Origin of the sequence: Terrilactibacillus laevilacticus (assembly GCF_006517395.1) — a bacterium.
Classification (GTDB): Bacteria; Bacillota; Bacilli; order Bacillales; family Sporolactobacillaceae; genus Terrilactibacillus; species Terrilactibacillus laevilacticus.
On sequence record NZ_VDCY01000012.1, the window covers coordinates 45,195 to 66,485 of the forward strand.

The 21,291-nt window shown below is 36.6% G+C and carries 22 protein-coding genes, 1 other RNA gene and 1 riboswitch; of the genes, 7 read left to right on the plus strand and 16 right to left on the minus strand.

From position 1 onward, the window contains the following. Positions 1 to 78: 78 nt before the first annotated feature. The 3 genes from FG390_RS12350 to FG390_RS12360 are packed head-to-tail and all read right to left on the minus strand — an operon-like array spanning position 79 to position 2,844. A complete protein-coding gene (locus FG390_RS12350) occupies positions 79 to 1,551 on the minus strand; it encodes a zinc ribbon domain-containing protein (protein WP_181406489.1) in 1,473 nt (490 codons plus the stop codon). A gap of 29 nt (positions 1,552 to 1,580) precedes the next feature. Then, positions 1,581 to 2,330 carry a zinc ribbon domain-containing protein gene (locus tag FG390_RS12355; RefSeq protein ID WP_141191343.1) on the minus strand — a complete coding sequence of 250 codons (750 nt, stop codon included), beginning with the start codon at positions 2,328 to 2,330 and terminating at the stop codon, positions 1,581 to 1,583. A gap of 52 nt (positions 2,331 to 2,382) precedes the next feature. Continuing rightward, entirely contained in the window at positions 2,383 to 2,844 is a 462-nt protein-coding gene (locus tag FG390_RS12360) for a hypothetical protein (protein WP_141191344.1), read from the minus strand. 89 nt (positions 2,845 to 2,933) lie between these two features. Continuing rightward, positions 2,934 to 3,024, minus strand: a riboswitch (cyclic di-GMP riboswitch). Between the two features lie 198 nt (positions 3,025 to 3,222). Between FG390_RS12360 and FG390_RS12365 the strand changes: the two genes are divergently transcribed. Together FG390_RS12365 and FG390_RS12370 are read left to right on the plus strand one after the other, a co-directional pair. Then, complete coding sequence (locus tag FG390_RS12365; protein WP_141191345.1) at positions 3,223 to 4,731, plus strand: sugar porter family MFS transporter; 1,509 nt, start codon at positions 3,223 to 3,225, stop codon at positions 4,729 to 4,731. A gap of 188 nt (positions 4,732 to 4,919) precedes the next feature. Continuing rightward, on the plus strand, positions 4,920 to 5,789 hold the full coding sequence (locus tag FG390_RS12370; RefSeq protein WP_141191346.1) for a carbon-nitrogen hydrolase: 870 nt from the start codon (positions 4,920 to 4,922) through the stop codon (positions 5,787 to 5,789). 72 nt (positions 5,790 to 5,861) lie between these two features. On the opposite strand, the gene FG390_RS16080 is transcribed toward FG390_RS12370, so the two are convergent. Beyond that, on the minus strand, positions 5,862 to 6,047 hold the full coding sequence (locus FG390_RS16080; RefSeq protein ID WP_230459110.1) for an amidohydrolase family protein: 186 nt from the start codon (positions 6,045 to 6,047) through the stop codon (positions 5,862 to 5,864). 335 nt (positions 6,048 to 6,382) lie between these two features. Between FG390_RS16080 and FG390_RS12380 the strand changes: the two genes are divergently transcribed. Then, on the plus strand, positions 6,383 to 6,490 hold the full coding sequence (locus FG390_RS12380; protein ID WP_141191347.1) for a DUF2512 family protein: 108 nt from the start codon (positions 6,383 to 6,385) through the stop codon (positions 6,488 to 6,490). 198 nt (positions 6,491 to 6,688) lie between these two features. Next, positions 6,689 to 6,898 carry a DUF2512 family protein gene (locus FG390_RS16265; protein ID WP_141191372.1) on the plus strand — a complete coding sequence of 70 codons (210 nt, stop codon included), beginning with the start codon at positions 6,689 to 6,691 and terminating at the stop codon, positions 6,896 to 6,898. An 83-nt stretch (positions 6,899 to 6,981) separates the two neighbouring features. Here the strand turns inward: FG390_RS16265 and FG390_RS12390 are convergent, their stop codons facing one another. Beyond that, a complete protein-coding gene (locus FG390_RS12390; RefSeq protein WP_141191348.1) occupies positions 6,982 to 7,854 on the minus strand; it encodes a DUF1028 domain-containing protein in 873 nt (290 codons plus the stop codon). Positions 7,855 to 8,090: 236 nt separating this feature from the next. Here FG390_RS12390 and FG390_RS12395 point away from each other — a divergent pair, with 236 nt between their 5' ends. The 3 genes from FG390_RS12395 (at position 8,091) to FG390_RS12405 (ending at position 10,134) form a co-directional block, all read left to right on the plus strand. Next, on the plus strand, positions 8,091 to 8,372 hold the full coding sequence (locus FG390_RS12395) for a hypothetical protein (protein WP_141191349.1): 282 nt from the start codon (positions 8,091 to 8,093) through the stop codon (positions 8,370 to 8,372). Positions 8,373 to 8,515: 143 nt separating this feature from the next. Continuing rightward, positions 8,516 to 9,742 carry a Zn-dependent hydrolase gene (locus FG390_RS12400; protein ID WP_141191350.1) on the plus strand — a complete coding sequence of 409 codons (1,227 nt, stop codon included), beginning with the start codon at positions 8,516 to 8,518 and terminating at the stop codon, positions 9,740 to 9,742. A 146-nt stretch (positions 9,743 to 9,888) separates the two neighbouring features. Then, positions 9,889 to 10,134: a YkuS family protein gene (locus FG390_RS12405; RefSeq protein WP_141191351.1), complete on the plus strand. Its 246-nt coding sequence runs from the start codon at positions 9,889 to 9,891 to the stop codon at positions 10,132 to 10,134. 52 nt (positions 10,135 to 10,186) lie between these two features. On the opposite strand, the gene FG390_RS12410 is transcribed toward FG390_RS12405, so the two are convergent. From FG390_RS12410 to FG390_RS12455, 11 genes are all read right to left on the minus strand, one after another. Next, positions 10,187 to 11,137, minus strand: coding sequence for a phosphoglycerate dehydrogenase (locus FG390_RS12410; RefSeq protein WP_141191352.1), 951 nt, complete (start codon positions 11,135 to 11,137; stop codon positions 10,187 to 10,189). 156 nt (positions 11,138 to 11,293) lie between these two features. Beyond that, positions 11,294 to 11,833 (minus strand): DUF6241 domain-containing protein, encoded by a 540-nt coding sequence (locus FG390_RS12415; RefSeq protein WP_141191353.1) that lies wholly within the window; start codon positions 11,831 to 11,833, stop codon positions 11,294 to 11,296. 240 nt (positions 11,834 to 12,073) lie between these two features. Continuing rightward, positions 12,074 to 12,214: a hypothetical protein gene (locus tag FG390_RS15835; protein ID WP_155220432.1), complete on the minus strand. Its 141-nt coding sequence runs from the start codon at positions 12,212 to 12,214 to the stop codon at positions 12,074 to 12,076. Next, on the minus strand, positions 12,204 to 13,319 hold the full coding sequence (locus FG390_RS12420) for a response regulator aspartate phosphatase (protein ID WP_141191354.1): 1,116 nt from the start codon (positions 13,317 to 13,319) through the stop codon (positions 12,204 to 12,206). The genes FG390_RS15835 and FG390_RS12420 overlap by 11 nt, the downstream gene beginning before the upstream one ends. Positions 13,320 to 13,657: 338 nt before the next feature. Beyond that, positions 13,658 to 14,701 carry a threonine aldolase family protein gene (locus FG390_RS12425; protein ID WP_141191355.1) on the minus strand — a complete coding sequence of 348 codons (1,044 nt, stop codon included), beginning with the start codon at positions 14,699 to 14,701 and terminating at the stop codon, positions 13,658 to 13,660. A 140-nt stretch (positions 14,702 to 14,841) separates the two neighbouring features. Continuing rightward, positions 14,842 to 15,033, minus strand: a non-coding RNA gene (ssrS, locus tag FG390_RS12430) — 6S RNA. A gap of 205 nt (positions 15,034 to 15,238) precedes the next feature. Further along, complete coding sequence (gene cynS / locus FG390_RS12435) at positions 15,239 to 15,682, minus strand: cyanase (protein WP_141191356.1); 444 nt, start codon at positions 15,680 to 15,682, stop codon at positions 15,239 to 15,241. 219 nt (positions 15,683 to 15,901) lie between these two features. Further along, entirely contained in the window at positions 15,902 to 16,609 is a 708-nt protein-coding gene (gene eutC, locus FG390_RS12440) for an ethanolamine ammonia-lyase subunit EutC (RefSeq protein ID WP_309147205.1), read from the minus strand. Between the two features lie 24 nt (positions 16,610 to 16,633). After that, positions 16,634 to 18,013, minus strand: coding sequence for an ethanolamine ammonia-lyase subunit EutB (locus tag FG390_RS12445; protein ID WP_141191358.1), 1,380 nt, complete (start codon positions 18,011 to 18,013; stop codon positions 16,634 to 16,636). Between the two features lie 50 nt (positions 18,014 to 18,063). Then, positions 18,064 to 19,530 carry an ethanolamine ammonia-lyase reactivating factor EutA gene (locus FG390_RS12450; protein WP_141191359.1) on the minus strand — a complete coding sequence of 489 codons (1,467 nt, stop codon included), beginning with the start codon at positions 19,528 to 19,530 and terminating at the stop codon, positions 18,064 to 18,066. A gap of 83 nt (positions 19,531 to 19,613) precedes the next feature. Beyond that, entirely contained in the window at positions 19,614 to 21,221 is a 1,608-nt protein-coding gene (locus FG390_RS12455) for an amino acid permease (RefSeq protein ID WP_141191360.1), read from the minus strand. Positions 21,222 to 21,291: the final 70 nt, after the last annotated feature.

Below are 21,291 nucleotides of genomic sequence, written 5' to 3' on the forward strand. Positions count from 1 at the left end.
TCTGTTAAATTCTATTTCTTAACCTAAAAAAACTGCTAAATCAGTTTGTATGACTGAATCGGCAGTTTTCATAAAAATTTAATCTGTTGTCCGTTTGACTAATTCTCCTCCAACGATCTTTAACTCTCCTGGAGCCACTTCTTTGATTTTGTAATTCGTTTCAATTGAAAAATCCTTATCTTCATATGAAAATTCATCATCTTCTTTAGGAATGGTTTCACTCCAGTTTTCAGATACATTCACCGTATAAGTTCCATCTTCACCCGCACTAATACGATTAATATCATAATTATTTATCGATTCTTCAATACCTTTATCATAAAATTCCTTAACTGCATCGGTCTGTTCTTTATAAAATGCTGAACCCGTCTCAAAGTAATCCCCAAAATCATCCGCTTCACCACTATTTACAGCTGATGCCAGATCACTAAAGTAACCATCAAAGTATGTCTTAAGTAATTCTGTATTCGCTTGATTGTCATTCGGGTCTAGATCGTAAAACTCAGAACTGTCTTCTTTTTCTGAAAAGGTAAGATCAATACCATTAGATTCAGCTGATTCAAGTGAAACACTATCATAATCTGAATCATCATTCGAAATATCAACACGATTGGTTTGAATTGACTTACCATTTACCGTATAAACGGCATAAAAAGAAGGTTCATCATCCTTTTTAAAAGGTCCCCATTCACCGATTTCAGATATTTTTTTACCTGTCGCTTCATTGTTCACATACAACTCAGCATTCATAATGTTACTGTGAATGGGAATATAAACACCAGAAAAATCAGCACTAGCTTGAGAAGAACGAACACTAAGTTGTTTTGTCATGTTCAAATGATCTGATTTTCCATAGACTGTATACAATCCCGGAATAACGGCATTTAATACCACAGTCTGTGGAGATTCACTAGAAGCTTCACTGGCTTTCTGAGACTTCTTCAATCCTTCAATGCCGACTTCCATCCCTTTTAAGTTTGTTCTCACCCTTGGATGTACCGCTTGAGTCGTGATTTGATATTTATCATATATAAGAAATTTTTTACCTTTTGCTTTAAGATAATATAGGCTTGAACCGACAGCTTGACTATCTTTTTCTTTAGCAGCACTCTCTAAAGAATGAATCACATCTGTATATATTTCTGGTTCTTTTTTAAACAAAGCAAGCATCGCTTTCACTTGCGGTTCATTTACTTTTGATTGTTCATTGGTATGAATTAACTTCGCTAAAGAAGCCACATCTTCATCTCTTACTGCTTTTTCAAAAGCGTCTACAGTACGTTCTGGATTAGTCAACGACTTACCTACATAAAATAATGTAATTAGAACAATAGCCGCAGCTAAAATAGGAATATAGACTCTTTTTTTAATTCTAAATGTCTTTCGGGACCCTTGTCTCTCAGATGATATGCGAGAGGCTGGAGGTTGAGGAATGACTTCTTGTGAAGCGGATTCCTGGCGAGTCTCTTCACCTATTTTTTTCCCACAATTTGTACAAAATTGTGCGTTATCTGGAAGAGTGTGCCCACACTCTGTACAATGTCTGGCCATTTTCATTTGTCCTCACTTTCCAAGTTTTATTAAAAAACATCAAAGTAGCTACTGTATTCTTCAATGGTTTCTAATGCAAATTCTTTAAGTATGACGAATACAACAATATTAAAGATAACTTGACAGATAATCGCAAGGTACAGAGAATCCACCTTCGCACCCTTGGAAAATCGATAGATGGTTAAGATGTTGGCTAGCTGCATACCTATAGATAAAAGGATAAGGATAAAAACATAGGCAAGTATTCCGACGAACGGAGCAATAATCAGCACGGCAGACAATAGCATGATGGGAACATTCATATGACCTAGCGTTGCAACAATATTTTTATAAGAGATTGATAGTTTTCCAATTTTCAAAGTTAAGAATATAATCAAAGCATATAAGGCGATAATAACAGCCGTAATAATGGCTCCTTTTAAAACGTCACCAAAACCAAGCACGTTTGAAACCGGTGAAAAGCCAAAACTTAATCGTTTAACCGTATGGTTCACAAAGACAACTAACGAAATCGGTAAGAAAAGAGCAAATAAAATTAAAGTAATCAGTCCATTATTAAAGTCATTTGAAATTTGACTTGGAGCTTTCAATGTACTTTTTATGTATGACCAATAATTTGAAAACACTTCGGAGTTAATCGTAATTTCTTTTCGTTCTACGGTTGATGCCGTTTCTGTTCTTTGTTCGGTTCTTCTCTCTAAGTTACTTAATTGATTTCCGCACGTGGCGCAAAACTTTGCTCCTTCATCATTTTCACTTCCACATTTTTGACAAAACACAAAATCCCCTCATTTCAATTATTATATTTGTCCAATATTTAATATCGGTCATTTATTGACCATTTTTAAGCATAGCCTTTATTGTATCTTTACTAAAATCTTCTTGATATAACACGTGATATTGATTTTCAGCTTTTGATAAGACCCAGATTACATAATAATCATCATTTTGTTTATCAGCCACTAAACGAGTATTTTCACCATATTCATCAATAATCTCTGATTTAACGGAAGCTTTTAATGTATTTAATGGAAGGTATTTGAGTTGAAGTTTTTCTATCCCTCCATTTTCCTGAACTGTATCATTTAGAAAGTCCATTGATTCTTGAATTTCTTCTTGTGTATTTGGGAAACCTTCAGCATGCCCTGCGATTTGTACAAATGTTTTGGCATCACTATTTGTGGCAGCTTCATATAATTGGTGTATCGTATCCACCTCTTTATCTCCTGGATTAGAACATGCAGTTAAAATAACTAAAATAGCTAAACAACAAATCATACTAAACTTCTTCATCTTTTTCCCCCTAAATTATTTACACGACACGACATTAAAAAAATCAGCACCGAAAGCGCTGATTACACAAAAAATATATATGATATTTTTGGTGCAACCCGACGATCTTGATCTACTCACATAGATTTTAGACTCGTAGCTTTGCGTCCTTACCTTTCGATAAGTTTGCTAAGATATAATTCTATCTTACTATTACTTTCAACTTAATATCAATCATATTTTAAATTTAGGATTAATTACCTAGTTAGCAGGTTGTAAATATTTGGTTTATGAGCTAAAGAGAAGGGTATGAGGTGAATACACACCATTATCCTGTTGGCTATAAATTCATAAGCATGCAGATTCAAGTACGAAATTAGACGGAAAGGAAACGATAACATGAAAAGCAAAGAAGATTCAGATGATGGGAAAATTGTAACCATTAACAAAAAAAGTTCTACATCAAAAAAATCATTTTCTCAGAAAACCTTTTTACGTTTGATCACGCTTGTTTCGACTTTTGGCGGGCTCTTGTATGGATATGATACGGGTGTTGTTAATGGGGCTCTCCCCTATATGTCAAGACAAGATCAATTAGATTTGACACCGTTTACACAAGGTCTTGTCACGAGTTCATTACTGTTTGGAGCTGCTTTTGGCGCTATTTTAGGAGGCAGATTGTCTGACCGAAAAGGACGTCGTAAAACAATCATAAGTGTCGCATGCGTGTTTTTAATAGCAACACTTGGTTGTTCATTTGCACCTAATGTACCAATAATGGTCATGTCTAGGATGGTCCTAGGTTTAGCCGTAGGAGCTACTTCTGTTACGGTTCCAGCCTTCTTAGCCGAGATGGCCCCCGCTGAACGAAGGGGTCGGCACGTCACACAAAATGAATTAATGATTGTTTCTGGACAATTATTTGCTTATGTTTTTAATGCCATTCTTGCTCATACTTTTGGCGAATCAGGTTATGTTTGGAGATACATGCTTTTTATTGCGACACTCCCTGCCGTCTTTTTATGGTTAGGAATGTTAATCGTCCCCGAAAGTCCCCGTTGGTTGGCCGCAAAAGGGCGTATGGGGCAAGCTCTAAATGTGTTACGCAAAGTACGCAGAGAAGAAAGAGCAGAGCTTGAATTAAACGAAATCAAACAAGCCATTGAGGAAGAATCAAAAATCAAAAAGGCCACTTTTAAAGATTTGAAATTCCCTTTTGTACGCCGAATCATTTTTATTGGAATAGGTATTGCTGTCATTCAACAAATTACGGGTGTCAACTCGATCATGTATTATGGAACAGAAATATTAAAGGATTCAGGGTTCTCAACAGGTGCCGCTTTAATTGGTAACATTGCCAATGGTGTCATCTCTGTTCTCGCCACTTTTGTCGGGATAGCGTTACTTGATAGAATCGGACGAAGAAAAATGCTATTCACGGGATTATTAGGGACAAGTACCTCCCTTCTTTTAATTGGCATATTTTCAATGACTCTGAAAGAAAATGCCGTACTTCCGTTTATTATATTAGGATTGACTGTCTTATTTCTTGGGTTTCAACAAGGAGCGGTTTCTCCGGTGACATGGTTAATGCAATCTGAAATATTCCCCATGCATTTAAGAGGATTAGCCATGGGGATGTCTATTTTCTGTTTATTTACCATGAACTTCCTTGTTGGCCTGCTATTTCCGGTTCTCTTTGCTGCTATTGGTTTATCAGCAACCTTTTTTATATTTGTCGGACTCGGCATCCTTGCCATGATCTTTGTTAAAAGGTATGTACCTGAGACAAAAGGACGAACGTTAGAAGAAATTGAACATACCTTTCACTTACATGAAGAACGTTATTTTGAAAGAAAAAAAAGACAGCTTAAAAGAAAAAAACGCATGCAGAAGATGAATTCTTAGGTAAACACTAACAAACTAGAAGTCTCGTTCGTTAGAAACTATTAAAACTGATAAAAAAATTGTTATATAATTAAAACAGAATCCCCTTCTTCCTTGGGGATTCTGTTTTTACATAAAAACAAGTACTCTTTTTGGCACGAAAATTGCATATAAAAAGTTGTAAAAACGATTAAAAGGAGAATGTGATTATGACAAACAAACAAGTAACCATCGCTCTTCTTCAACATAGCTGTACAAGCAATAAGGAAGAGAATATCCAAAAAGTAACGGGGATGATTCGTGAAGCTACTCAAAAAGGCGCTCAGATGATTTGTTTACAAGAGTTATCTACAAACATTTACTTCCCTCAAACGATAAATGCAGACTATTATCATCTGGCCGAACCCGTTCCAGGTCCCACGACAGATGTCATGCAAGAATTGGCTAAAGAACTTGGTGTGGTCATTCTTGTCTCCCTCTATGAAGAAGCGATGAGAGGCCTCTATTTCAATACAGTTGCAGTACTAGATGCAGATGGAGCTTACTTAGGAAAATATCGTAAACACCATATACCAGAAGGTCCGCAATATATTGAAAAATACTATTTTGCACAAGGTGACGGTGGTTATCCTGTTTTTGATACGACGTTTGGTAAAATCGGTGTGTTAATTTGTTGGGATGAGTGGTTTCCAGAGCCTTCTCGTATCCTCTCATTAAAAGGAGCGGAGATCATCTTCTATCCATCAGCCATCGGTTCAGAACCAGATTATCCTGAATTAGATACGTCTAGCGCTTGGGTTGATGCCATTAAAGCGCATGGTATTCATAATGGCATATTTATTGCCGCCGTTAACCGGGTTGGTAAGGAGGTTTCAAGTGAAGGAGATATGACCTTCTATGGACATAGTTTTATAAGTGGTCCACTCGGAAAAATGATTTCACAAGCCGAGTCAGAGAATGATGAAATTATTATGGCAACCTTAGATATGAACGAAATTAATCAAGCGAGACACCTTTTGCAATTTCATCGTGACAGACGACCAGATAGTTACAAAGAAATTTTAAATATGAGTTTATAAAATGAATAAACCCGTCATTGGAGTTGATCTCAATGGCGGGTCTTTAATATCAATAGTCAACTAGTTATCTCTTTACTTGTATTCAACAAATTCTGAGCGGTCATGAGCACCATCAAACACAATCTTACCATCCATCATTGTTAATTTGACTTTAACGTCTTTTATTTCTTTAACTGGAAACTCAAAAAGATTTCGATCCAAAATAGCGATATCCGCCCACTTTCCTACCTCTAGAGATCCGCCTTCTAAAACTGCCATAGGCCGGGGTGTAGGTATACGCCTTAAGAGCTTGCGAAAGAGTGACACGTTCAGCCGGTTTCCATGGATCCCCCGCAAAGTCTTCTCCCGTTAGAGCATGGATTCCTTCCATTAGCCCAAGTTGGCTCAAATTCTCGGTTATTTTAAAATTTCCTATTCCTTTTAACATAATTATTCATGGATGAATACGACTGATCCGAAACACAATGAAAAGCATCAATAATTTTTTTCGAAAAATTAGACACTAGTCTAATTGCCCTAGACTTCATGAATGTGTTTGAGTAAATGTCTTGTGAGTCTACTTTTTATATGTAAAACAAAGGAGGCTAATCGAATTGGATCATGTTAAAGCTTTATTAATCAAGTTTATCGCAAATTTAGTTATTCTTATTTTTGGCCTCATTTATAATGCATCCTTTAGTGATGTATTTCTAACTATCTAGTTTTAGAGATAGCGGCTTATATCGTTGGTGATTTGTTAATAGTGCGTGTTCAAAAAGGTGACAAATTAGAAGCAAGAAGATCAAGGCGGCGCTGTTTTGAGGACCGGAATGTAGGTTTTTGCTACATGAGGACCGGAATAAACAAGCGGGCACCGAGATTCGTAGCTTATCATTTGGTGACTTTTTGAACAACCTCTAATACTACCAAATTCAAGCAATTCGGTTGCAACCATTTCAAACTTTGTTATTGCTTTAGTTATTATTTGGTTAATGACAAGTGGCCTAGTAAATATTGACTCACCGTTTATTGCTTCATTATTCTCTTCAATCTTTGTTGGTCTATTTGAGTTTATGTTTCACAAGTATTTAACTAGACATGTTGTTGATGACCCTGACCATACAAATTAAAAAAATGCCCAATTGAATTTGAAAATTTTTTTCATTTCAAGAAAATGGATATGTTCTTTGACATTTAGATGACCACAACATCCCTATTTCTCTCTCATAAATCTCACCACGGCTAGATCCACTTTCCCCTTAGGCTGCTCTCTTTCTTCAAAATTTTCAGTATGAATAAAAGATGTAAGAGCTTCTTCAAACATTTGGTTTGTGACAGATTCTTCACCTGATAAATAGTTTAATCGAAACAACTGTTGAATGATGTTTTGCTTGAGAGTATCATCTAGCTCGACGATATCCTCCTCTTTTGATTTTGAGAAGTACAATTGCTGCAATTGGTAAATTCGTTTTAACTCTTTGATAGGCTCAGGATGATCATCGACACGAAGATCAATCGCTCGATCGTTAAAGCCTCCATATCCACCTTTTTCTCTTACAACGAGAAGAGCTGCGGATTGTTTACCACGGCTATCGCCACCTGATGACTGACCAGCATCTAAAGCTTCGATTAACCGATCAGCAAGAGATCCTTCTGTTTTTAAAAAAGTTTCTCCCATAGCTTCCACTGTTTTTTCACTGATTAAAATATTTCCTTGTGCCGTGAAATGTTCACCCGTTATGCCGCCTGCCCAATCGAAACATTTTGCTCCCGTATAGGTAGCTGAACGCCCCTTCGCATCGATCAATCCGAATTGTCTCAATTCCCGATCATCATCATGCTTGATCAACTCCTGAAGAACTTCTTCGGCACTGTAACCTTTTTCCATCAATTCTAGTCCTTTTGGTCCATACGACGTATTAGCATAGGATTGTGTCGCAACAGCTCCTACACCTGCCTTAGCAAAGGGGACTACGGCACCGACTCCAAGAAATTTTGATTGTACTGCTACGCCCCATTCCTGGGCTTCTGGATCATAACCTACAATGGAAAATGTGGCGACCACATCATTTGGAATCTTCTTCATCTTTATTTCACCTCGTAAATTTTATCTAGTTTGAACCACCAACAAACAATAATTGTGTCTTTATCTTATCTTGATCATAATGAAAGAACAAGGACGATTGGTATCAAGGCCTCTATTTGAAATGGTCCTATCGTCGTTTGCTTTTTTAAATTCGTACTCTTGAAATTTTCACAATTTAAAATTGGCAAAAGTCTACATTTTTTGTTATATCTCTAGCCATTTAACCAAGTTTAAAGGTGGCTGGTTTAGGCAATGCCATTTCTCAAAATGGCGAATCTGGTGGATCTGGTGGATTTATATTAGCATTATTAATGCTTATCTCAGGAATTATTATCCTTGCAGCCAAAAGAAGTAGAGGGGCTCAAATTACGTCAAGCGTATTTTTAATTATTGGTGGCTTGATTGGCTTACTATTAGCAGGAAGCTATTCTGATCTCTATATATGGGGAATTATCTCAATTGTGTTTGGTATATTAAATTTCGTTTTTGTAGCTAGAAAAATAGAAAAAAATGAATAGATGTACTTTGTCAACGTCTCCTTTAATTTGGGAGGTGTTTTTTATGATAAATTCTTTTATTACTTTAAGAATACGTATGTTAAAATTAAAAAAGAAAGTTCAAGAATTTTTACAATAAAATCCAATCTTTAGGAGTCATAGCGATGATAAATGAAGAACGATTATGGGAGCATCTTGAGGCTTTAAGTACGATTGGGAAACAAGAAACAGGCGGTATCACCCGACTTTCTTTTTCGGAAGAAGAACGACAAGCAAAAGATCTTGTCTCGTCTTGGATGAAAGACGCTGGTCTTACCGTTAGAGAAGATGAAGTTGGAAATCTCATTGGTCGTAAAGAAGGACTTGATCCTCATTTACCGGTTATTTTAGTGGGTTCACATATTGATTCTGTCTATCATGGCGGTAATTTTGACGGGCCTTTAGGTGTTTTATCCGGTATAGAAGCTTTACAAGCGATGAATGAGCAAGGAATGGAAACTCAGCATCCAATTGAAGTGGTTGCTTTTACAGATGAAGAAGGATCTAGATTTAGTTTAGGTATGATTGGAAGTAGAGGAATGGCTGGAACCTTAACAAAGGAACATCTTGAACAAGTGGACAAGAATGGAATCTCAGTCGCTGAAGCCATGTCAAAATCAGGATTAGATCCTGAAGAAATCCAACATGCCAGACGAGAAAAGGATTCAATAAAAGCCTATCTTGAACTCCACATTGAACAAGGAAAAATTCTTGAAAGCAAGAACCTATCTGTAGGGATCGTTTCTGGTATTGCAGGACCGATCTGGCAAAAGTTTATCATTAATGGGGAAGCTGGACATGCAGGCACAACACCCATGACCATGCGCCGTGACCCTTTAACAGCTGCTTCAGCCATTATTCAAGTCATTAATAAAGAAGCATCGAAAACAGGCACGACTGTAGGAACTGTGGGTCAATTAGAGTTGGTGCCTGGTGGTATTAACGTAATTCCTGAACGCGTTGAATTCTCTTTAGACCTTCGTGATATCAGTGAAGAAGTGAGAGATCATGTGGAACTTGAGATAGCCACACAAGCAAAATCAATTTGTGAACAATACGGTGTTGAGCTTATCATCGAACCTCTCCAAAGAGTAGCTCCTGCTCCTTGTTCAGACCTCGTTCAAACATGTACAAAAGCAGCCTGTGACAAATTGAATATTGAAACCATGACGTTAAGTAGCGGCGCTGGTCATGATGGCATGCAATTAACTGAACTTTGCCCGATAGGAATGATCTTTGTACGTTCAAAAAATGGGATTAGTCACAACCCCGCCGAATGGAGTTCAATGGAAGATTGTAAAAATGGAGCTAACGTCCTTTGCCAGACCATCTTAAATTTAGACTTAAAATAAACAGAGTATCATTTAAAAAGTATCGTCTTTAAGAACATCGTATCTTCTTCAATTGAAGGTGGGGTGTTTTTTTTAGATGATCGGCTATAAAAAATGAATAAACGGCGACTTCTTTGGGCACTTTACATTCAGAGGAGGTGTTTTTTGTGCCAAAAATTGGAGTAGAAGAATCATTAACCAATGTTATGCAAGAGTTACAAAATAAAGGTTACGATGTCGTTCAATTGAAACAAGAATCAGACGCCAAAGGCTGCGATTGCTGTGTTGTGACCGGACTAGATTCTAACGTCATGGGAATGGCGGATACATCCATTCAGGGTTCCGTTATCGAAGCTAACGGTTTATCAGCAGATGAAGTGTGCCAGCAAGTTGAAAGTAGAATTAAACATTGATCAAGGACAAAGAGCTGATATCTTATCTTAGATTAAGAATCAGCTCTTTGTGTTAATCATGGATGATATATTGGATAGGTTCATTTTCTAAAAATCTTCGGATATTATCGATAGTCACATCGGCAATACGTTCGGCACTCTCTAATGACTCACCGCCAATATGCGGAGTTGCAATCAAATTATCGAATTCATTCAATTTTTCAATTGGCGGCTCGATTTCAAAAACATCCAGTGCTGCTCCTCGAATCTCCCTTTTTCTTAAAGCACTCAAAACCACTTTTTCATCCAAGATAGCCCCTCGAGAAATGTTGATTAAATAAGCGGAATTTTTCATCTCATGAATCGCCTGTTCATCAATCAAATGATAGTTTGATTTTTTTAGTGATGTACTGACAACGATGTAGTCAGAGTCTTTGAGTAGCCTCTTTAATTCTACATAATTGACGCCAAGTTCCCTCGCTGTTTCATCATCTTTATAATGACTAAAAGCAAGAATGTTCATATTAAACCCTTTGGCATATGCAGCAACGTTCTTTCCAATAGCACCAAATCCAATAATCCCTAAAGTTTTACCTCGGCATTCGAATCCTGTTTTATTAACCCAATATCCTTCTTTCGTTTTACGATCTAATTGAGGGATATTTCTAGAGAGAGAAATCATTAAGCCAATGACAAGTTCAGCGACTGCGTTGGCATTCTGGCCAGGTGCATTACTGACGATAATCCCTTTTTCTTTAGCATAGGAAATGTCGATATTATCGACTCCGGTGCCTGTCTTTATAATGTATTTCAAATTAGGCGCTGCATCAATCACATCTCGATCTGCCAAAGCTACTGCCGTTATGTATATCGTTACGTCTTGAATATTTTTTATTATGTTCTCTTTATGCTTGGCTTTGTCGTGCAATAAACATGTAACATCCAATCCAAATTCTTTTATTCTTTGAGTGAATGATTCACGAATGGCGTAGTAAGCTTTTCCGACACAGAACAGAACCTTCACGGTTACTCCTCATTTCTATTCCTTATGGATATTATTCAAGTTTTCTAATAAAACTCTTTCTCTTCAAATACTTAACATCAAAATATGATATGCTTTCCATTTTCAAAACATGTGAACAGACAAAATAGTTGACCAAATGTGTTTACCTCTCAACCATTATTCACTTTCGAAATTATTTTTTATAAAAACTTGTTCTTCCGATTCACTTAAAATTCCGTAGGCTTTCCCTACATTCCCACCTTGGAGCGACCATAAATCGTTGTGATCTTGATCTACAGTACTAAAATTCTTTTTCTTCCATTTGTTTAAAATAGATGATAATTCATCTTTGTTTTCAAAGTTGTTTTTAGCAACAAGCTCTAAAAGGGTTTGAATATGCTCAGGCGTCATTTGAACAGCACCCCATTTTTCATCTGCTTTCACCTTTTGGTGCGTCATTTCATGCATTATCTCAAGGACTTCATCTTCTGTTGGATCTTGAGAAAGCTCTAAATCAGTTTTAATCCCACCAATTTTCTCTGTTTGGGCTTCTTCAGATTTAATATCTTGCTTCGATTTTATTTCCTTACTCTGCGTTTCCTCTTGGTTTTGAGTCATTTGAGATGGATCTGCATTTATTACGTTATAGATATAAATGGACCCTCCGACAATAATGACAAGACATACTGTCATTAAACTATAAAAAAACCACTTCATAGAATACCCCCTCTAAAACTATTCGCTACTTTAATTATGACAAATGCCTTGTAATCATTCAATGACTCTAACAAAATTATCTTAATTTTGTACATATATCACAAAATATGTATTTGACTAAAATACAAATAGTTTTATACATCAAACACTCAACGGGTTATTACCAGTTAACGCGAACAACATCACCTGCTAAACTGAGCAGGTGATGTTTGGTTTTGTTTTAATTTAGGTAGTCAAATATTATTTAAATAAGCTATTTCCAATACTGTGACCAACAATGAGATCTTCAGCTTGAGCTGCTGGTTGAGTTGTGCTAATTAACCCACTTAATAACAATAAGCCCATGATCGTTAAAATAGATAATGAAAGTTTAGTTCTCATAGAAATTTTCCCCTTTTTTAATATTATTTTCTGCTTTCCTACTTATTTCATAATAAAAAACGGATTTTTCGTAACATTTATTCTCATTATAAAAATCGGCCACTTCTAACGCTAACTCACTCATATCAGAGAACTTATTTACTTTTTCTAAATATGTAAATGTCTCATTAATAAGTAATTGATTTATGGGTTCTAAATATAAACCTTTTAAAAAGTTTAATTTAACCATATACTCTTGATCTTCCAATTCCTTCGAATATAACATACCTTTTTCATATAAATTAAATGCCTCTACTAATCTGTTTTGTTTAATTCGAACATGCATTAAATTGTAAATAGCCTTCGGTAAACGAGTAGAATTTTGATCAATGAACAAATCGATAGCTTTACTTAAGTATTCAGCAGCACTATTGTAACTACCCTGTTTTAAAAAGCAGATACCTAAGTTGCATAGAGCAAAAGATGTTAACATATCATCGTATAAAGAATCGGTCCCCTTTAAAGCATTTAAAAGAACTATTGAGGCTTCATCATAGTTCGTATTATCTATTAAATTACCACCAATAATAAACTCACACGTTATACATCGTTGCTTATAAGTGGGAAATCGTTTATATATGTCTTTTGCATATAAAGCATAATTAAGAGATAAATAACTTTTTTTAATATAGTAATAAAAATGAGCTAATCGAAAATGAAATTCAGCTTTCTCAATTTCATCGTCTACAATATATAATTTTTCTTCTGCTTTTTTATAACAAGAAATAGCTTCAATAATATCCTTTTTCTTAAACTCATACATTCCTTTAAAAAACCAAAAATAATAATCTAGTAAACCAACCATTTTTTCTTTATTTGCTTCTAAGTATAAAATATTTTCTTCTATGTTACCTTCGTTTTGCGAGTAAAAACTGAGCATGATCTTGTGCCTAAAATCGAGTAATGAATAGTATAGTAGAACATTTTGATTTTCTTCCATATGATCTAAATCTTTCACTATTTCCTTTTTTAATCGTACAGAAAGTTCCAGATTGTTTTGGCGAATGGCTGTGTACCAATCGTTTAACTTTGAAGCAACTTCTTCTGATGCTATTTTTGTAATCATCCCATCCCTCCCATTTAGTTTATTATATTAAATTTTCATTCTTTTCTATTTACTCTAACTATACCATGTTTAGGATATTTATGGTATATTTTTAGAAAAAGATAGTTAAAAATTCAATTAATGAAAACAATGAATGTATATTTTGCCCTGCCATGCATGGAGGAGAGCTTTTAAGAAGGCCAAAAAACGTAAAAAGTAAAAAAGGAAACAGGGAGGGATCCCCTGTTTTATGTAGAAAGATGATCATTATAAAAAAATGAAGTGGTTATAATGGAAATATTATTCAACTCTAATAATGTTGAAATTGCTAACTAATAAGACCTACTTAGTAGTATTATCTATCTACTTTCCGTTTGACAGAAACGGAGGATTCGCTCAACAAACCTCATTACTTCTTCTTCCCTTGTTGCCCACGAAGTAACAAGTCGAACAGCGGAGTTTTCAGCATCGACTTTTTCCCAGTTGTAAAATAAATAGTCTTTTTGCAGCTCATTTACTAATGCATTAGGCAAGATAGGAAAGATTTGATTGGATGGAGAATGCGTTAGAAATGTCAAATTAGCTTGGCGAATGCCATCACTAAGCTTACTTGCCATTTTATTGGCATGATCGGCTAACTCAAAGTATAGATTGTCTCGGAAAAGTTCAAGAAACTGAATCCCGATCAATCTACCCTTAGCGAGTAAGGCTCCTTTTTGTTTCATATGGAAACGGAAATCTTCTTTGAGTGATTCTTTACAAATCACTAATGCTTCTCCTAGCAACGCACCGTTCTTTGTTCCACCAATATAGAAAGCATCGACTAGGTCTGGTAAATCACTTAATTTTAAATCGTTTTCTTCAGAACATAAAGCAGACCCAAGTCTTGCACCATCTAGATATAAAATAAGCTGATTCTCTTTGCAGAATTTACTTAAATCCTCTAATTCTCTCTTCTTGTAAATCGACCCGATTTCTGTCGTATTAGAGATGTAAACCAATTTAGGTTTTACCATGTGCTCATCTGGATGTGAATCAAGAACACCCTTAATCTTTTTTGGCGTAAGTTTCCCATCAACCCTAGCATCACAAGTGATCACTTTATGCCCGGTAGCCTCTATAGCTCCTGTCTCATGGACAAAAATATGACCAGTATGAGCAGCTATGGCTGCATCAATAGGTCTTAGAAAAGCTGAAATAGACGTAAGATTGGTTTGTGTGCCTCCAGTGAGAAAGTGAATATCTATGTCTGTTCGTCCCAATTTTTGTTTTAATAGATCTATCGCTTCTTGAGAATACTTATCTTCCCCGTAACCTTCATCCTGCACTAGATTAGATTCAATTAAAGCATTTAAAATTCTCGGATGTGCCCCTTCACTGTAATCATTTTTAAAGCTATACATGGTATCCACCCACCTCAGATTTAATTTATTAAACCACACTTAATAAAAATATATCATAGGTTGACTGCTTACACACCTGACAAAAACAGACGTATAAAAGAAAAAACCGGTATATAATATACCGGTTTATCTTGACATTATGTAGAGCCGCCTTTGCCGTAACTCGTTAAGAAAGTTTTAAACCACCACTCCTCAAAGTGGGTGTTTGCAGAAACCATCCTGTTGTCCTCTGATCATATAGATAAGGCGTAACATTCCGATTCCAATATAAAACTCCCTATTACAGCTTAAAGGTTAAAACTTTATTAGGTTTACGTACAGTGCAGCTTATATTGGTATATTACATGGAAAAAGTTATTTTGTCTATGTTAATTTATGGAATTAGTAAACTCCTTATATCACTACGCCGGTTAAAAATATAAGAGAAGAAAACAATTTTTTTATGAAACTGTCATCCTAGCGTGTACAAAACTATAAAAAATGTCTTTTTTCGGTACCAGGTACCAAAACTAGGTCATCTAATATTTTATATAAACCTCAAAACTTTTTATAACCTAAAAATTTACCATCCAATGTGATGACAACTCGGTCACCTTTTGGATCCTCTTTTTTCTCAAGATTCATTTTAAAATCGATCGCACTCATTATGCCATCACCAAATTTTTCATGTATTAACGCTTTGATTGTATCACCATAAACAAGAATGAGCTCATAAAGACGATATATGGTAGGATCCGTCGGTGGCATGGAGAAAATTTCACCTCGAAAAGGGATCGTTTGAAGATTACTAGCCACTTCTTCTGGTAGTTCAAGAATTTTCACAAGAGCTTTCGCTTCATTTTCATCCAACGTTTGTTGTCCCATAATGGCTGCGGTCGTATAAACTTCCGATCTACCTACTGCTTCAGCTAATTCAGCAAAAGTTAATCCCTTTAATTGTTTTGCTTCCAGTATCATTTCCGTTGTACTATCGAACGCCATTTACAAGACTCCCCTTTTTACTAGAATAGTTTATTTTAAAAGTTAATTGTGAGCTTAGAAGATGCACCATTTTCTTAATAGGTCAAAGATACCACAGTCTTTCATATTTGTTAGTATGTATGGTAGATTCCATGACAAAGAAATTGACTTTTAAAAATAGAGGAAAAGGGCTTACTGAGATTCAGGTTTTATCCAAATCAAAAACTTTACAAATACATCTTAAATCACCAATCTAGTCCCGCTTGTCTTCTGATCTAACATGGCTCTTAACACTGCCCCAATTTGCGCCCCTGCTTCAATCGGCTGCGTTCCACCTCGATGAATGTTCGATATCACATTTCGATTAGATTCAATCGTTCCTATCCTTGGTTTATAGCACATATAGGCACTCATGGAATCGGCGGAAACAAGACCAGGACGTTCACCAATTAACATAACAAGGACATCCGGCTCTAAGATTTCACCAATAACATCCATACAAGCGACTCGACCATTTTGAACATAAAAGGTAGTCCCAGATGATAAACCATATGACTCGAGGGAATCTAATAAAGCTGGATAAACATCCCGTATGTTGGATTCAATTGCTTTAGAGCTTAATCCATTGGAGATGACAATCTGAACTTGTGGCTTCTTTTTACAATGCTCTCGAATGAAGGATTCTCCTTCACTCGTAAGCTTTCGTCCTAAATCTGGTCTTTTTAGATACATTTCTTTCGATTGGCACGGTGTTTGAACAATAGGAAAATGAAATTCTTCAAAAAATGCTTTTGGGATATCACCATAAACTGAATCGACTGCCATAGCATGATCCATGCGTAATTTTAGCATGATCTCTGTTTTAGGTCTGGTGCCCGAACAGCCTACACCAATACGCGCCGGCGTCGACTGTATTAGTTGCTCTAGCGCTAATTTATTATCCGTCAACTCAATCATCCCTTTACCTTTGTTTTAATGAACCCCTCTTTGAGATAAGAAAAAGGTTGGATCCCCCGCTCTCTTTGTCAGTTTTCCATTCTCCATCAAACCTATGTCTTCTAACCATCGTTCAAAGGCAGGCGCTGGTGATAGATGAAGCAATTCTCTAAGAGTCGCAATGTCATGATAACTCGTAGACTGGTAATTTAGCATACAATCGTCGGCCATTGGCACTCCAATTAGAAAATTGACACCCGCTGATGCTAATAAAACAGCTAAGTTGTCCATATCATTTTGATCAGCTTTCATATGATTCGTATAACAAACATCAACACCCATCGGAAGGCCGTGCAATTTTGCCATAAAATGATCCTCTAAACCTGCTCGGGTGACTTGCTTGCTATCATACAAATATTCTGGTCCGATAAATCCAACAACAGTATTCACCATGAATGGTTTGTAGTGACGTGCTAAGCCATAACACCTTGCTTCAAGTGTGACTTGGTCAATATCGTGATGGGATTCTGAGGACAATTCAGAGCCTTGCCCTGTTTCAAAATACCATCGATTTGGGCCAGTCGCTGTTCCTTCTTTATAAATTAACTCGTTCGCTTCATCTAAAAGTTCAATATTGATCCCAAAGGCATCGTTCGCTTTTTCAGTCCCTGCTAAACTTTGAAAAATAAGGTCGGCCGGTGCACCTTGCTGAATGGCTTTCATTTGTGTCGTAACGTGAGCAAGCACACAATTTTGTGTCGGAATATTCCAAGTGTTCATCACTTCTTTTGTCATGAGAAGGATTTCTTTTACACTGGATGAGGTGTCAATAACGGGATTGATACCAATCACAGCATCTCCAATTCCATAGGAAAGGGCTTCGTATAACGATGCTCGAATCCCTTGCAAGCTATCAGATGGATGATTTGGTTGAGCCCTCCCCGCGAGCACTCCATTCTGACCCATCGAGGCATTACATGTCGTGATCACTCGGATTTTCGATGCTGCTTGAATTAGGTCAAGGTTAGTCATCAGTTTTGTCACGCCTGCAATCATTTCACTTGTCAAACCACGCCCAACTTTCAGCATCGTTTCTCCATCAACCTCTCGACTGAGGAGGTACTCTCTCAATTCGGATAAAGTCCAATTTTTTATCTTATTGTACTCAGATTCATCTAAATCGGATTCGATGAGTTTTGTAACCTCATCTTCTTCAGGTGATAATAGTGGATTTTCCCTCATGTCACAAAGCCGAGTTTCAGAGAGTAAATATTTCGCAGCGATTCGTTCACTCACATCGTTTGCCGCTATTTTGGCCAATTGATCTCCAGATTTTTCTTCATTCGCTTTTGCCATGATCTCTTTAAGGCTATTAAACTGATACGTTTTTCCGAGAATGGATATTTTCTTGTTCATGATATGCACTCCATTTTTAAATTAATTGATGATTTAAATAGGGTTTGCATTTAAGCATCTGATGTAAAAACAAGTGTTTTAACAATAATAGGAATAATAGAACTAGGTAAGGGCTGTCCAATATCAATGTAATCCCCATGCTGTATATTAATTTGATCAATACAAATCAAGCAATTTACCTTTCCATTTAAACGAATGGAAAGAGCATGACCCAAAGCCTTGGCCATATCGTTTTGACAGATAATCACGATATTTTTTTGATTTGGAAGGTATTGAGAATAAATGTTTTCAAGTATATTGACTATTTTTTTCAGTTTTTCATAAGAACAATAATCAATACCACTCAAATAAAGGGCAAAGGCTGGATCAAGTCCCATTGAATGAAGGCTAAGTCCCTTTTTAATAGTTTCCGAAAAAATATGATCTAATTGATCTGATTGTAATTCTTCATTTTGTATATGTACTTTTTCAACAGGTACATTTCGTATCGGAAAATTACCATTTTGAATAAATACCGTTGAACCACTTATTTCAGTCGTTTGTGTCCCTGCGCCTATCACCGTTGCCCTAACGGTTTGTTTAGGAGATAGTACGTTGAATGATGATCTTTTCATTAATTGATTTAATGATGTAGCAAGAAACGGGCCAATATCTCCATATCTCGTTCCTTCTTCTAAAGTCATTCGTTCGCTATTCTTCATTAATTCCCCAACGCCACCCGAAAACATCCATGTATGAACTGTTGGTAACGATTGGGGCATAGGATCTATGTATAATAATTGAGTATGTTCATCATTAGAACTTTGAGCAAGATAACCGATTAAATTCTTGGCCATTTCATCAGTTATTTGTTTTATTCTCTCAAAGGATATTTGATCACCCTTCTTCACTAGAAAACCGTTTTCCTCTAACCAAGGTTTAAATGAATCAGCCATACCCTTTACAAAACCTGCTGGATTTAAACGAATCAGTCTACCACCAATTCGCAAGGTCGCCGTTCCAATGCACTCTCCATTGAGAAAAAAAGCCGTATTTGCTGTTCCGCCTCCAATATCGATATTGGCTACAACTTGATTAGGAGTTTGAATTGAAAAATCTTGTGCCCCTGATCCTTTCCCAGCTAATAGGCTCTCTAATTCGGCACCTGCGGTAGCCACAACAAAATCACCCGCTCGTTCGGCTAACTGATTCACCGCAATTCTAGCGTTCTTTTTATTTGCTGTTTCTCCAGTAATAATAACAGCACCAGTATGAACATCATCCAATGTAATCCCTGCTTCTTCATACTCACGTTCTAAAATTTTGGCTATATTTGTGTAATCTATCGTTTCATCATCAATAAGCGGCGTGGAATAGATCTGACTCTTGTAGGTACATAGTCTTTTCGTAATTTTATAACTTGGAAGAGAAAAGGCAGATGATACTTTTGAAATTTGTAATCGACTGACAATAAACTTTGTCGTACTTGTCCCAAGATCAATCCCAAGACTCGTGATCCATTCATTTGTTTCATGCATATCATGCAGCTCCAATCTAATAACTAATGAAAATGGAGAATGAGGTAAAGTATAAGAACTTCACCTCACTTATATTAGATATTCTAGATAACCTTACTTTCTTCCTCTTTATTATTTTTACCCGTTAATCGGTCACTGACCGCTTTATAAACACCTAACTGAGGCCCTTTGAAATTCTTATAAGCATGAGCTGCAAATAAAACTAATAATGCAACAAGTACAACGCCAAATACTTTTCCTGTTGCATGATGCAGAACATAACTGCTTGTTAAAGGCACGTCACTCGGCGCAGCTACGAATAAAACGATTAAAAAGGCAACCCACGCGCAGGCAATAACATTAACAAAGACGCTCCATTTTCCTAATGACCATGGACCATTATCAGACTCTAGCCAGACCCCTTTATATATTGCTCGCAATTTAAGAATGATCGGAATAGCATAAGAACTATACAAACCAATAACGCTCAGAGACGTAATAACAGCATAGACATTATCGAAAATACCTGAAAGGAAAGCTATTGAAGCGACTAACCAAATCGCATAAGCAGGTGTCCGGAATTTTGCTGATACTTTTCCCCATAATTTAGATAAAGGTAATCCTTTATCTCGGCTAAAAGCAAAAATCATACGTGAAGACGATGTTAAAGAAGACATTCCACAAAACCACATGGCAATTGTGACAAGCCATAAAACAATCTGTCCGAACGTACCACCCATGCTTTGTTCAATGACCACAAAGAAGGCATTCGTCCCACCTGCTGCAACAGCTGAAGGATCTTTGATTGACAATGTTACGAGAGCTAATAAAATAAACCCGAAAATACCTGAAATCGCAACGGATAAGAAAACACCCCATGGTGCTCGTACTTTTGGATCGGTTGTCTCTTCACTTGTATGAGCAGATGCATCGTACCCTGTAATGGTCCATTGCGCTTGTAGTAACCCTACTAAAAAGGCGAACCAATAAGGTGTCGCATTATTTGTAGCAGTGGAAAAACTCGTATCAAATAGATAGCTGACGTTTTTTGATGGTCCAAAATAGATTAAAGCACCAATAATAACCGCAACACCAATCAAATGGTAAATGGCCGAAACAGAATTTAATTTTGAGACTAATCTAATCCCCATGTGATTAATGATCGCATGACTCGCTAAGATTACCGCATAGACAATTAACATTTGAGTTTTTGTCGGTTGATCAAATAATAATGAAGACGCAAAACCTGCACATCCGTAATCAATCCCAGCCACAATGGTCACTTGACCAATCATATTAAACCAACCCGTAAACCAGCCCCAACGAGGACCTCCGAGAATCGATGCCCAGTGATAAATGGCTCCAGAAGTAGGAATAGCCGATGTTAATTCGGCCATTGCTGCCGATACAAAGAGGACGAATAACGTAACAAGCGGCCAGCCAACTCCCATGACAGCTCCTCCGCCTTGATTGAATCCAAATCCGTAAAGCGTAATCGCTCCAGTAAGAATGGAAATTATGGAGAAAGACACCGCAAAGTTCGAGAATCCACCCATATCACGTAGAAGTTCCTGCTTATAACCGAAAGCTGAAAGATCACCTGAGATCGTTCCATTTTGCCGGGCTATTCGAACACTATTTCTTGCTTTTGTAAAAATACCAATCATCACTAAAACAGCTAAGGCAATGAGTAAAATTCCTAAAAACATCATATGACGGCTTCATCCTTTCTGAATAAAAGATAAATGATTACAGGATTCTGGGTTAAAGGATACTTTTATA

Excerpts from the sequence above, each read along its gene's own strand:
- FG390_RS12350 (WP_181406489.1), bottom strand. The coding sequence starts at position 1,551 with ATGGCCAGACATTGTACAGAGTGTGGGCACACTCTTCCAGATAACGCA.
- FG390_RS12360 (WP_141191344.1), bottom strand. The coding sequence starts at position 2,844 with ATGAAGAAGTTTAGTATGATTTGTTGTTTAGCTATTTTAGTTATTTTA.
- FG390_RS12365 (WP_141191345.1), top strand. The coding sequence starts at position 3,223 with ATGAAAAGCAAAGAAGATTCAGATGATGGGAAAATTGTAACCATTAAC.
- FG390_RS12370 (WP_141191346.1), top strand. The coding sequence starts at position 4,920 with ATGACAAACAAACAAGTAACCATCGCTCTTCTTCAACATAGCTGTACA.
- FG390_RS16080 (WP_230459110.1), bottom strand. The coding sequence starts at position 6,047 with ATGGCAGTTTTAGAAGGCGGATCTCTAGAGGTAGGAAAGTGGGCGGAT.
- FG390_RS12390 (WP_141191348.1), bottom strand. The coding sequence starts at position 7,854 with ATGAAGAAGATTCCAAATGATGTGGTCGCCACATTTTCCATTGTAGGT.
- FG390_RS12400 (WP_141191350.1), top strand. The coding sequence starts at position 8,516 with ATGATAAATGAAGAACGATTATGGGAGCATCTTGAGGCTTTAAGTACG.
- FG390_RS12415 (WP_141191353.1), bottom strand. The coding sequence starts at position 11,833 with ATGAAGTGGTTTTTTTATAGTTTAATGACAGTATGTCTTGTCATTATT.
- FG390_RS15835 (WP_155220432.1), bottom strand. The coding sequence starts at position 12,214 with ATGAGAACTAAACTTTCATTATCTATTTTAACGATCATGGGCTTATTG.
- FG390_RS12420 (WP_141191354.1), bottom strand. The coding sequence starts at position 13,319 with ATGATTACAAAAATAGCATCAGAAGAAGTTGCTTCAAAGTTAAACGAT.
- FG390_RS12425 (WP_141191355.1), bottom strand. The coding sequence starts at position 14,701 with ATGTATAGCTTTAAAAATGATTACAGTGAAGGGGCACATCCGAGAATT.
- cynS (WP_141191356.1), bottom strand. The coding sequence starts at position 15,682 with ATGGCGTTCGATAGTACAACGGAAATGATACTGGAAGCAAAACAATTA.
- FG390_RS12445 (WP_141191358.1), bottom strand. The coding sequence starts at position 18,013 with ATGAACAAGAAAATATCCATTCTCGGAAAAACGTATCAGTTTAATAGC.
- FG390_RS12450 (WP_141191359.1), bottom strand. The coding sequence starts at position 19,530 with ATGCATGAAACAAATGAATGGATCACGAGTCTTGGGATTGATCTTGGG.
- FG390_RS12455 (WP_141191360.1), bottom strand. The coding sequence starts at position 21,221 with ATGATGTTTTTAGGAATTTTACTCATTGCCTTAGCTGTTTTAGTGATG.